Below are 13751 nucleotides of genomic sequence, written 5' to 3'. Positions count from 1 at the left end.
ATTCATTTAATTACTGGCACCGGTAGGATACCGGCGCCAGATTCAGTCATTTACTCTATAATCTTCCTCGCAATGAAAGCCAGATCCGTAATATCGATTTTGCCATCATGGTTCGAATCTAAATATTTAATGCTCTCCCAATCCGGACTTCCCGACGTTTTGCCGTAATTCGCTGCCACCATTCCCAGATCGCCGATCGATACTTTACCGTCATGGTTCATATCTCCCGGAATGCCAACTGGAATAGGCGTTATTTGTACGCTGATAGAGGAATTTGCAGCCTTGGACTCGTTGCCTTGCCCATCCCCGAGTATCGTATCCGTCACAGAGATTGTGGTCGAATGAACCTGGGAAACCGGCTTCGATTTAAAAGTAACCTTCAAAAGCTGCACATTGCCGGTAACGGCATGCCCTGCCCCTGCGCTGGCGACAATCAAGCGAAGCTTGCCTGCTCCGTCATTCGCTTCCCGTACAATGCTCGTGTTCGAAAGAAGCGGCTCTGCCGAAGTGAATTCCATGACAGTTGGATCGTAGGTCAGTGAAATGTCCTCCGCGTATACTTGCTGCGTAACACCACTCAAGCCATAAGTAACCACGAACGGCTGACCGCTTTGAACACTGCTGCTTCCGGTCAATACTGTAGACGCAGCCACGGGATCGGCCATTTTGACAACGATCGTTGCTGTCGTCCGCTTGCCTCCGTACGTTGCCGTGATGACGGTTTCGCCATGCGAAACACCGGTTATCGTTCCATTTGCGATCGTTGCCAATGATGAATTTGCGATCTCAAACGCGGATTGAGCCGTCACGTCTTGCTGGCTGCCATCCAAATACCGAGCCGTAACTTTCACTGCTGCGGTTTGGCCTTCCTTCACTTCATAGCTTGCTTCATCGAACGCAACCGCTTGCGGCGAAGCGGAGTCAGCTTGCTTATACACGTTCAACTCGGCAGCCGAAGCGAAGCCGCCAACCCCTCCTGTTGCTTCAAGCTTTACATAACCGGCACGAACGGGAGCAAAAACCACTTCTTTGACTGATGTGTTCTTCAGCCATGTGCCGGTCGCAACTTTCGTAAACTGTACGCCATCTTGACTTACATAAACGTTATAGGCTGTGATCGTGCCGTTGCCGCCATCCGGACGCGGCATATACTCCAGCTTGCTGACGTTGTACGTACTGCCCAAATTCAGAGTAATCGATTGCGGCAGCGGATCGACGCCGAACCATTTGATGTGCCACCATGTGTTCGGGTTGCTGTCAAGCGTATTGCTCGGATCGTCTCCCGGCTGGTAGCTTGTTGCCGTGGCCGTCATTTGGCTTTGCGGGATTTTGACCAAGCCGGTTTGCCCCGATACGGTGACATTCAATGACGCTTTATAGCCACCATCCGCTGTAGTGACGGTAATCGTTGCCGAGCCTGCTCCTTTCGGAGTGACAACGCCATTCTCGTCGACCATCGCGATACCAGGATCACTGCTGCTCCAAGCAACCGATGTGTTCGCTGCATTCAGAGGCGCTACTGCAGCTTCAAGAGCGACTGGGGCATCAAGCACATTCATGTTCAGCTCTGTCCGATTCAGCGATACGCCGGTTACAGGAGCTGTGCCGATGATCGGCAAGCCAATCAGCTTCACATCTGCAATGCTGGCTTTCGTTGCTGCGTCAGGCAGACCTGTAATCGTAATTCGCACGTAGCGGCCTTGGCTGCCGAATGTATCCTTCAGCACAGCGCCGGCTTCCGTATTGTTCATGCGGTTCAATACTTGAATCCAGTTGCTGCTGCCCGCCTCCCGGACTTCGAGCTTATATTTATACACTTTGTCGCTTTGCCCAAACGAGATCTCAATGCCCTTAATCGCGTACATTTTACCCAGATCGGCCGACCATACATGGCCTGGGTTCGTATCGGCGGCCGACCACATTGTAGCCGGATCGCCGTCGTTGGCGTAGCTTGCCGGGAAGGCGGCATCTTCACTGTCTGCAGCTGCCGGCTTACCTCGTACAATATCGCCTAACGCAGGCGGAGCCTTAGGCGTCTCATAAACGTCGATCTCGGATGCGGAGGCGAAGCCGCCTACTGCAGCCGTCGCTTCCAGCTTGACATACCTAGCATCGACTGCCGTGAATTGGATATATTTCTTCACATTGTCCCGCACCCAATTCCCCGTGCTGATTTGCGTATAGTTCGTTCCGTCCGTGCTCACGTAGAGATTGTAGGACGTAATCGTTCCGTTGCCGGCATTAAGCCTTGGCGCATAGCGGAATTGGCTGATGCTGCGGACTTTGCCTAAATCCACGATAATTGATTGCGGCAGTTTATCGGAACCGTCCCATTTCGTGTGCCAAAGGGTGTTGGCATCGCCGTCGATCGCATTCGAGGGCTTGTCGCTAGGCTGGAAGCTTGCAGCCGTTGCGGTCAATTCACTTTTCGGAATCGGCAGCGGGATGATAACAGAACCATCTCTGTACACATTCAATTCAGCTGCAGCCGCAAAACCATTAACGCCAGCTGTCGCTTCCAATCTCACATACTGCGCTTCGGCGGTATCGAATGTCACCGTTTTTTCCAACTTATCCGCATTCCATGTTCCGGTGGCTACCTTCGTAAAATGCGTGCCGTCTGTACTGACATAGACGTTGTAAGCGGTAATATTACCGTCGGTCCCCATGTATTGTCTTGGCAAATATTTCAGTTTATTCACTGAAAACTTCGAACCGAGATTCAATGTGATCGATTGAGGCAGCGGTGTGCTGCCATCCAGCTTCGTGCTCCAGATCGTATCCATGCTGCCATCCAGCGCATTCGCGACTGGCGCAGTCGTATCGGCGCTGGTAGCCGATGCTACCATGTCTGCCTGCGGAATTTTCGTTGGATCGTTATCCAGTTCTGGCAGCGAAATGACAGTTGCATCCATAAGCGGAGTCGTATCCGCTGCAAAGCCTGCCACTTTCAGTTCAAATCCTTGATTGGTCGGCAGATCCGGTGTTTTCACATAGACAATGCCGCCTTTGTCCGCGCTATCAAAGTACCAACCGCTTGCGGCATTCGTCCATTCCGCCTTGCTTGCCAATTCGGTATATGCAGAGCCTCCGACTTCAACGCTCGCTGGTTTCGTATGCATATGAATCTGGAATTGGTTCGTCCGCGATGCCAGCTTTCCGTTATAATCACCGATGCTCGCCCCGACTTGAACTTTCAAATCACCTGTTCCGGTTTCCGGCGCGATCGAAGTAATGATCGTCTTCGCGAATTTGCCGCTGCGGTGCTCCCTCGATACACCGTCATCCTCATACATCGTGAAACTGGACGTTTTGTACGGATAGATGTCATAAGTAATCGGATTTGGCGGCACTTGGCCGTCATACAAAGTTTCCGGATACATCGGGATGATCGCACCCGCTTTGACGAGAAGCGGCAAACGGTTCAATGGCGTGCTGTATTCGTCAAGCATTTTGGATCCGTAATGTTCCTTACCTGTCCAGTAGTCAATCCATTTGCCCTTCGGCAAATAAATTCCGTTCCGGACCGTGGCATCTTTGTACACCGGTGCAACGAGGAACGACCCGCCGGACATGAATTGGTATTGTGTCAGCGTGCTCTTCGTATTCGGATCGTTCGGGAATTCGTAAACCATCGCTCTCGCAAACGGCGCTCCCGATTCGTAGGCTTCGTTCAAATAGGTATAGAAGTAAGGCGTCAAGCGCTGTCTGAGTTTCAAAATATCTCGATTATAGCTTGTGTATGGCTCTCCATAGTGCCATGGCTGCTTATCGACGGACGCCCAGCCCGACATGCTCATCAGAATCGGCGTGAAGGCTTTCCATTGCAAATCACGCACATAAGTCTGAGGGCTGCCGCCGAAAATCCCGTCCACATCACCGGTCGCATAGGTCATGCCTGACAATCCGGCGCCGATCATGGATGGAATGTGGTAACGGATATATTCCCAGCTGCCGGTTTGATCTCCGGACCAGACGGCTGAATACCGCTGTGTGCCGGCCCAACCGCCAACAGACCAAACAAAGCCACGGTCGTTCGAGTGGGTTTCAACCCCTTGATGAGCCTGTCTCGTCCCGTCCAGCGCAAAGTCATATCCAGGACCGACCCAGGCTACATCCAGCTTGTTTAGCCGAGTGCCGGCGACGCCAACCTCCGTTGCGATATTGGCAAGACCGTTCTGTGTCCACAAGCCGGTGTAAAAGCCCAAATCATGAAGCTGCTTAACGGTGCTTGGCAGCTGCACGTAACCACAGCCGTAACCGTCGTTCGGCAGCAACCAGCCGCCCGGCATGTCGTTGGCTCGGAAGTCTTGCGCAACCTTCACGACATCCGGCGTCGTCAGCTTACCCGGTTTATTCGCTCCGGTGTTGCTCGTGTTGTAGCAATCCGAGTCTCCCATGCTCATGCCCCAACGCGGAATGAGCGAAGGCTTACCGGTCAAGTCGGTATAGCCATTTAAAATATCCTTGAATGTCTCGCCGTAAAAATAATACGCGTCAAAGCGATTCTCCTCGTGCGTTAACTGGGCTGGACTCCCGAAATTGTAAGTTCCATCCTGGAACGTGTTCCGCAGTACGCCGTAGCCAGCTGTACTTAAATAAAACGGTGACGGATTGGACACAGTTCCGCTGCCCCAGTCGCCGTAGTTTTCGGCAATTGTAATCTTTTTATCTCGATGGGAGAAAAATCCGTTCTGCATCCCTCCGCCGTAGTAATACTCGTCGGCTCCTCTAACGAGCGTCTGGGTCGTCGACGACCCGCTATAATTCAGCGGTGACTGCTCTTCCCATACGACAGTCTGATTATCGCTCTTGTACATAGCGAATTTGAGAGGACTTTTGTAGGCACGCAGCACAAACTTGCCCGTTGCCATTTTGTAATAAGCGCCCTCGTCGGACCAATTGACCGAGACCGGACCGAAATCCTCTTTCATCACGATCGGCTCTTTGGGCTCGGACGAGCTTCTGCCTGACAGCGTTTGGTAATTTCCGCCTACACCGAGCCATATGCGCACGATGTCGCCACGATTAAAAATGACCTTCACCTGATCGGAACCTGACGTAATCGTGAAAGTTTTATCGTCTGTTTTCTCAAAGCCCGTTATGTCTCCTACCGCAGCCGCATGTGTCGTTGTCCCGCTGATGAACATAATCACGAATACGAACATTAGGCAAAAAGTAAAACCCAAAGCGTTTTTAAGCGTTTTCAATTCAGACACTCTCCTCATTCATCCTGAACCTCATTTGGCCAAACTGCCGAGGCGTTCCCCGTGTCTTGCCATAATCCCCCCTTTCAAGCCGCTCAGGCTTAGCCTTTTAATGCACCGGCCGTTATGCCTCCGGTAATTTGCTTTTGAAACATGGCATAAAACACAATCGTGGGCCCCATCGATAGGATTAGAGCGGCAAATAGCGGTCCCCACTCCGTCCTATATTGCATTTCGCCCTGCATGACCGCAATCGCGACCGGTATCGTATATTTCGTAGGATCATTCATCAGGACGAGCGCGAACACATACTCATTCCAAATATTCAGCACGGTAATAATCGCTACAGACATCAAGCCGGGCTTGGCCAGCGGCAGCATAATCCGAAAAAAGACGCCATAATGCGAGGCGCCATCCATGGCAGCAGCTTCTTCCAGCTCACTGGGCAGCGATTTGAAAAAACTGACTAAGACGAAAACAGCGAACGGCACGGCGGTTACCGTATAAACGAAGATTAAGCCCAATAAATGGTTCGTTAAATGAAGATCGTTCAACAAAAAGAATAGAGGAATGATGCCTAGAAAGGTTGGAATCATCATGTAGGAAAGATAGGAATAGTAAAGCAAGCCGTTCCCTCTGAAAGTAAACCGAGCGATCACATAAGCTGTCGTTGCCGATAAAAGCACGCCCGCAGCGGTGCTCACAATGGTCACAACCAATGAATTCATAAAATTGTGGGCGAAGTTATATTTTTCCCATACAAAGGTGAAATTGCTCCAAAGCAGCGGAAGCTCCGGCAATGCCCAAGGCTTGCCCAGGAAAAACTGCTTGTTGTCTTTCAAAGCGCTTAAGACCGTCCAGAGCAGCGGATAAAGGACGCAAATCGACCAAACGAACAGGCAGATTTTGAAAAAGACACGACTGACTGGATTGAGTATTCTTTGACTCATATGCATGGCCCCTCTACGTTATTTCAATGGTTTCTCTCCTCATCAGCCGCTGAAGGGCTGCTGTCGTTATGAAAGAAAGAACCAGGATAAGCACACCAATCGCGGACCCATAGCTGAATTTGCCGAATTTAAAAGCATTCAGATACAGATACGAACCCATGACCTGTGTGGCATTGTCGACGCCGCCTTCAAAGGTCATGATCGTTACGATGACGAATGATCCGTTCAGCGTCGTCATGACAATCCAAAGCACGGACGTCTTGACCTGCTCCCACGACAACGGCAGTGTAATCAGCCAAAATTGGCTCCACTGTGAAGCGCCGTCGATGTCGGCGGACTCAAATAAGGACGATGGAATACTGAGAATGCCGGCAACCAGCAAAATGATTGTAAAACCGATACCGGCCCAAATCGATGGCGGCAGCAACGCAAAGATCGACCATTTATCGCCTAACCAGGCGAAATCGAAAGGCTTATTTGTAAATAAGGAGAGAAAAGAGTTCAGGAAGCCGAGGTTCGGATTATATACGTAGCGCCAAAGAACGCCTACGACAACAACTGAAAGCACATTCGGAATAAAAAATACGATCCGATAAAAGCCCGAACCTTTGATGTTGAACCGGGTTAGCGCTACGGCGAAAAACATGGACATAATCATAAACCCGACCACTTTCCCGATGACAAGGATATAGTCGTTGCGTATAGCCTTTGCGATCACAGCGTCATGCAGCATCTCTTTGAAGTTGCCGAGTCCGATAAAATTATAGGTTTCGGAACCGCCGGACCAATCAAACAAGCTCAGATAAATGCCTTTCAACATCGGATAGACGGTAAAGACGATATATAGGAGCAAAGTTGGAAGAGTAAAGGAGAGAATGAACATATTCCGCTTCATCTTCGCAGTGCCGTTTCTAACAGTCTTGCGCTCTTGCATACTTGCCTCCAATCTAAATATCCGAATGATACAAAGGGAATCCGAAGTACTCCCTTCGTATCATCAGATCCTTATGAGAGTCTTATTTCTTTTCTTTGGCGCGGATTTTCTCCGTCGCTTCTTCCATGCGGTCCGCCCACTGCTGCGGCGTAATTTCGCCTTTGGTCAGCGCTACAGTTGCATTGTTTCTAGCTGTTACAAGTTCCTCCGGAATGACGATCTCAGGCGCTACGACGGTATTCGGGGAATTGTAGAATTTGGCCGCCTCTTTCGTAAGCGCAGGCGCATTCGTGCCTTCAAGATCCGCTTTAATGTTAGAAGGGGCTTTGGAAAGCTCCGCCCATGCTTTACTTTGCTTCTCCGTAAAAATAAATTGCATGAAGGCTTTGGCCGCTTCCGGATTTTTCGCTTTTTTCGCAATAGCGACTGTTGCTGTGTATGGATTCGCGACGAATTTACCGCCCTTTTCTTGGCCGATAGACGGCAAGAAGCCGAATTCAAAGCCTGCCGGAACGTCCTTCGCCATCTCACTTTCAACCCAAATGCCAGTCGGAATGAACGCCGCTTTGTGCTGCAGCCATTGGGATTGGGAATCCGTATGATTCAGTGCTGGTGATCCTTTGTCGATGAAGCCCTTATCTCGCATTTCCACTATTTTGGCAAGCGATTTCATGACCGGCTCACTTTTCCAAATCCCTTTTTCAAGCGAATTGATTCGCTTAAAGATCGAGGTGTCATAGTTGTTCATCGCGATGATAGTAGGATCCAACAAACCGCCGTTAATGTAGTAAGGATATACACCTGTATGGATGTAAGGAATCATGTTGCCCTCAGCTTTAATTTTGTCGCCTATAGCAAGGAAGCTTTCGAAATCCGCAGGAGCTTGCCAGCCTTTACTTTTAAACAACGCCTTATCGTAGAACGTCCCCCATGATCCGAACACCAGAGGAATGGCATAGGATTTGCCCGGTTTGTATTCTTCAGGCTGGGCGATCAAGAGATCCGTAATTTTTTTGCCGTCAACGTTCTTCGCATCCTTCAGCCAGTCTGTTATGTCCATGAGCTGATCGTCCGACACCATTTGTCTTGTATTGGATCCAGCACCGTCAATGTACACGAAATCGGGCGGATTCCCTTGAAGCCAGCGAGGTTTCATTTGGTCGTTGATTTTAGCTCCTGCCGACTCTTTGATCTTGAGATCCGGATTCTGCTTTTGGAAATCGGATATGACTTGTTTCCACCACGCATCGCCGTAACCGCCGACAAAATACTGAATTTCAAAGTCCCCAGTAAGTTTTGAGCCCTGAGGCTGGCTGCTTGCAGCGGGTTTTACGCTTTCAGTCGTGTTGTCGCTTTCAAGGGGCTTCACTGTCCCGCCCGCCGAATTCGTGCTGGTTCCACAGCCGGTTGATAGTAAGACCGTTGACAAAATCATGCTCCATGCCATTGCTTTTTTAGCATTTCTCATTTGCGATGACCTCCTTTAAGTTTTACATCTTTATCATATTGGTTTATCCAGCGGACAACTATTGAATTTCGTCCTGTAAATCGTTGATAAAGTACTGTCTTTGAAGCACAAGTGATATTGGCACAATCATGGAAGCTGCTAAACGCAAAAAGGAAGAGCCATCCCGCCGCCATTTCCATGGCAGCGGACAGCCCTTCCTTCTTCAGTGGAATTACTCCATCATCTTTCTGGCCACGAACGCAAGATCTTCAATATCGATTTTGCCATCGCCAGTTACATCTGCTTGCTTGATTTGCTCCCAATCTGGGCTGGAAGATGTTTTGCCGTAATTTGCTGCAACGATGCCAAGATCACCGATGCTAATTTTATTGTCATGGTTGACATCGCCTAGAATTCCCGGTGGCAGCGTCGTAATGCTCACCCCCACCGAAGAAGTTTGCGCTTTCGTTTCCGCTCCCTGCGCATCGCCAAGCGTCGCGTCGGATACAGCAATCGTTCCCGTCGCAGGCTGCGCATTAGCTTTGGCTTTGAACTTCAGTTCCAGGATTTCAGCATTGCCTGTCAAAGTCTTGCCAACGTTTGCGAGAATAAAGCGAAGTTTGCCCAGAGTGTCCTTAACAGAATGTACGAGCAGATTCCCTTCTCTTAAGGCACTTGCCGAGACGAAGTCAAATACGTTCGAATCGTAGTCCATCTTAATATCCTGTGCATAGACGCTTTGTGTAACGCTGCTCAGACCCAGCTGTACAGGGAATTCCTGGCCTTCCATAACGGTGCCTGCTGCGGATAGCGTCGTTGAAGCAACGTTTGGAGTGACATCGTCTTTCTGTACCGTAATTTTGCTTACCGCTGTGAAATTGCCGCTAACAGTGGTGACCTTAATGTCCGCCTCCCCTGTTTTCAATGCAGTGACAACTGCTTTACCGTCCTTCACTTCCACTTTGGCGACGGTCTCGTTGCTGCTCGCCCATGTTACATTCTTATTATTCGCGTTAAAAGGAAGCATCGTAGCAACGAGCTCTGCCGTTTGTCCTTCTTTCAGCGAGACTTGCGGTTTATCCAACTGAACACCGGTTACTGGCACATCGATAACGCGATAGACATTCATTTCAGCTGCAGATGCATATCCGAATTGCCCTGCGGTTGCTTCCAGTTTGATGAAGGCCACTTTCTTTACCGGGAACGAAGCTGTTTTCTCCATCGTGTCATTCGGCCAGGTTCCATCGGCGACTTTTGTAAATTGGACGCCATCCGTACTTGTATAGACATTGTAGGCCGTGATCATACCGTTCGTCGCCGCGCCTTGTCCTTGTCTAGGGAGAACCTTGATACTATTCACGTCGTACGAACCACCAAGATTCAATGTGACCGATTGCGGCAGTGGAGTAGACTTGTCCCACTTCGTATGCCAAATCGTTTTGGAATTTCCATCGAGCACGTTGGATGCTCTGTTATTCTCACCCACTACTTCCTCACTAGTTGCCGTTGCCGTCATCTGCGACTGGGGAATGGTAGCGGTCGTCACAGGAGGTGTCGTATCTTGGACATTTAGATGAATCGTGTAGGTTTGCGTTTTAGTACCATCCTCCGAAGTCACGTCAATTGTAGCCTTGCCTGGAATTCCACTCGGGTTAGTGATCGTAGCTTTTGCGAATGGGTCGGACAGCTTAGCTTTGAAAGTCGGAAGCGCTGTTGAAGGCAATTGCACTTCATAGGAAAGGGCGTCTGCTTGGAATCCAGCAAAAGGTTGACCGTTAATTTCAATTCCTTTCAATGCTGCGTCATGCCCCACAACAGGGACTAGTCCGATAACTTCCATTTCCGTAATCCCCAAACACATACCAGCGACACTATTCATGTTCACTCTTACCTTCGATGTAGATACAGGGTCAAAAGTGATCGTATTCTTCTTGTCTGTAGGTACCGTTGGTGCATTGGTCACATGTGTCACGTCGACCCATTTCGACCCATCCCACACCTGTACATTCATGGATGTCGGAGGAGCTGCGCCTCCATCAATGTATACATACATATTGACTTGATTAATGGTCTTTGTTTGACCGAAATCGATTTGTACCCAGTCTGACGGCCTAGACGTAGGGCTCCAGTTCGTCCACCGGTTTTTCGGATTATCCGTATAGGAAATAATACCATCGTTCAAAAAGCGATCAGGATCAGAAGGATTGGTAAACGACGCGCTTGCCTTCGGATACTCTCCGCCTGTATTCAAAGAGACATTTTCTGGAGCAGCCGACTTAACCAGAACAGACGCACCAACGGTCAGGTTTGTTCCTTCCACTTTACCTGCAACCGGAAATTCGCCTTCGGCCGCATACTTCGATGGCTCAATCGCATCCCAGGTTACTTGGGACAAGCGAAGCGATCCGTCGGTATATTCCACATCAACCTTGCTTGGAAGATTAGGTGCCGTACCTACAGACGTTTTGACCGTGATCGAGCCGTTAACTCTTGAAACGCCAACGATTGATACGGTGGCAGACGCTTTGATGGAAGTCTCTTGTACCGTGCCGTTGACGGTAAAGCTGCCTGTCTTCGCGTATTGTGCTGCGTCAACCGGATTCCAGGCTACAGTAACCTCTCTTTGTTTCCCATTTTGCTGGATCACAGTTACGGTCGAAGGCAGTTCCGGAGCAATGCCCGGTTTGGATTCAACAGTGACCGGTTGAATACCGATAATATCCGTACTGTTCGGATCGATATCGGACACTGCAAATACTTTCGTACTATCCGGTGCCACGTTGTAACCTGTCGCGTTGACTACAATTTCACCAGCGGTTTTGGACGGCTGCACGATGAGCAACGCCTTGCCGCTAAACGCTTTGCGGCTTGATCCTTTATAGCTTTCCCAGCTGATGGAATTTCCGTTGTCCACACCGACGATCGTTCCGCCAGTTACGCTAAAGTTAATCAAGTTGTCCGCATTAGGAACCAGTGCGCCATTCGCATCGACGATATCGGCTTCAATGAAGACAAGGTCTTTGCCGTCTGCCTTGATGACAGTTCGTTCCGGCTTTAGCAACACCTTGGCGGACTCACTTGCTGTCTTCACTTCATCCGTTGCTACAACGACGCCATTTTTCTTGGCAACGGCCTTCAATGTACCCGGTGTAAATGTAACGTTCCATTGCACTTGCAAATCTCCGGGGGCAAATGTTTTTACGCCAAGAGATTGATTGTTCAAGAACAGTTCAACGCTGTCCGCGTTGCTATAAGCAATAACCGGTATGGTGTCCCCGGTTTTCCAATTCCAGTGGGGCAGCACATGCACCATCGGCTTGCTTGTCCAGCGGCTTTGATAGAAATAGTAAATATCTTTCGGGAATCCCGCCGTATCCACGATTCCAAAGTACGAACTCTTAGCAGGACTATTGTCTTCGTAATACGGAGTCGGTTCGCCAAGATAGTCAAAGCCTGTCCAAATAAATTGACCTGCAACAAAATCGCGTTCAGCATCCAGCTTGTATGATTCTCTCGCACTGAGTCCCCACCCGACCCAGCTGTTATCGTAAGAAGAAGTTTGAAGATCCGGATCTGTCAGTACATTCTGATCGATCGGCAGATGATAGACTCCGCGCGATCTGACCGCAGAGGCTGTCTCGCTTCCATAGATCTTCCATTCAGGATGATCTGCGTGATGTTTATCGTAAAGATATTCCGTGTAATTGTAGCCGACAATATCTAACTCGTTCGCAAATTCTACCGTTTTGGCGTCAAACATCAGCGCAATGCCCATCGTAATCGGCCTTGTAGTATCAATCTCTTTAACCCATTTCTTTAGGTCTCGCACAGTTGCAACAGCGTCATCTCTATTCGTAGTATCCCAAATCTCGTTACCAAGGCTCCATGCGATAATAGAAGGATGATTCTGGTCACGACGCACCATATCCTTGAGGTCTTTTTCAGCCCACTGACCAAAGAAACGGGAATAATCGTACTCCTTCTTCGATCCTTTCCAGACGTCGAATGCTTCTTCAATGACGACGAATCCCATCCGATCGTATAAATCGAGCAGTTCGGGCGCCGCAGGATTATGAGTCGTTCGAATTGCATTCACGCCCATACCTTTCAAAATCTCCAGCTGCCTTTCCATGGCTCTGGTATTAGCAGCGGCCCCTAACGCTCCCAAATCGTGATGCATGGACACGCCCTGCAATTTCACATGCTTATCGTTCAGGAAAAATCCTTGGTTTTTATCAAATCTGAACGTCCTGATCCCAAAAGACGTTTGATACGTGTCGACGACGACCCCATCCACTTTCACTTCCGTATCTGCCGTATAACGATCAGGTTTCTCGATGGACCATAGTTTCGGATTGCCCACCGTCAGTGTCTGATCAAATTCGCTTTTCCCTTTTGCATCAATCGGTGTTGCTGCCGTTTCAAGAACGGCCTGCTGAGCTCCCTGATCGTCACGGATCGTAGTCTTTAAAGTGACCTGCTTGCTTGCAGAGGTTTCGTTCATGACGGTTGTTTTCACATTGACATCTGCCGAGGAAGCGCTAACCTGCGGAGTGGTGACAGAGGTGCCCCATTGCCCAACATGAACCTGGTCCGTGGTCGAGAGCCATACATGACGGTAAATCCCGCTTCCCGAGTACCAACGGCTGCTCGGCTGCTTGTTAACGACTTTGACGGCAATGACGTTCTTTTCCCCGCCCAATTTCAAGTAAGGGGTCAAATCATATTCGAACGAAATGTATCCGTTCGGGCGATTACCAAGAACATGTCCGTTTAGATACACCGTACTGTCCATAAAGACGCCGTCGAAAGTAATGGTTACTTTTTTTCCAGTCGCTTCACTTGGCATCGTGAATGATTTCCGGTACCATCCGGTTCCGCCATCCAGAAACGCTGCGTCTCTGCCGGCTAAAGAATACTTATTAAAATTCTGTTCAATACTCCAATCATGGGGAACGTCCAATGTTCTCCATGATGAATCATTGAAATTGGCGACTTCCGCACCAGCGACATCACCCAGATTAAATTTCCAGACGGAGTCAAAGCTTTGTTTTCTTTCATTCTGGTTTGAAGCCACACTTGCTGGTAGATCAGCAGCGTGAGCCGATTTTACCATTGAATCGGAAGTTAATGGTATTGGACCATATAACAGCGAAAATAAACATGCTATCGTTACTATTTTTCTAAACACTTTTCCCACTCCTAAACCGTAA

The 13751-nt window shown here is 49.3% G+C and carries 5 protein-coding genes; all 5 read right to left on the bottom strand.

Annotated features, from left to right (window positions below):
• Positions 1-50: 50 nt before the first annotated feature.
• Positions 51-5168: a discoidin domain-containing protein gene (locus J2X61_RS21050; RefSeq protein WP_310190285.1), complete on the bottom strand. Its 5118-nt coding sequence runs from the start codon at positions 5166-5168 to the stop codon at positions 51-53.
• A gap of 140 nt (positions 5169-5308) precedes the next feature.
• Positions 5309-6157, bottom strand: coding sequence for a carbohydrate ABC transporter permease (locus tag J2X61_RS21045; RefSeq protein WP_310190283.1), 849 nt, complete (start codon positions 6155-6157; stop codon positions 5309-5311).
• Between the two features lie 13 nt (positions 6158-6170).
• On the bottom strand, positions 6171-7091 hold the full coding sequence (locus J2X61_RS21040; RefSeq protein WP_310190281.1) for a carbohydrate ABC transporter permease: 921 nt from the start codon (positions 7089-7091) through the stop codon (positions 6171-6173).
• Positions 7092-7173: 82 nt separating this feature from the next.
• Positions 7174-8559 carry an ABC transporter substrate-binding protein gene (locus J2X61_RS21035; RefSeq protein WP_310190278.1) on the bottom strand — a complete coding sequence of 462 codons (1386 nt, stop codon included), beginning with the start codon at positions 8557-8559 and terminating at the stop codon, positions 7174-7176.
• 211 nt (positions 8560-8770) lie between these two features.
• Complete coding sequence (locus J2X61_RS21030) at positions 8771-13615, bottom strand: discoidin domain-containing protein (RefSeq protein WP_310190276.1); 4845 nt, start codon at positions 13613-13615, stop codon at positions 8771-8773.
• Positions 13616-13751: the final 136 nt, after the last annotated feature.

This window comes from Bacillus sp. 3255 (assembly GCF_031456485.1).
Taxonomy (GTDB): domain Bacteria; phylum Bacillota; class Bacilli; order Paenibacillales; family NBRC-103111; genus Paenibacillus_E.
This window is presented reverse-complemented; position numbering and strand designations above follow the sequence as displayed.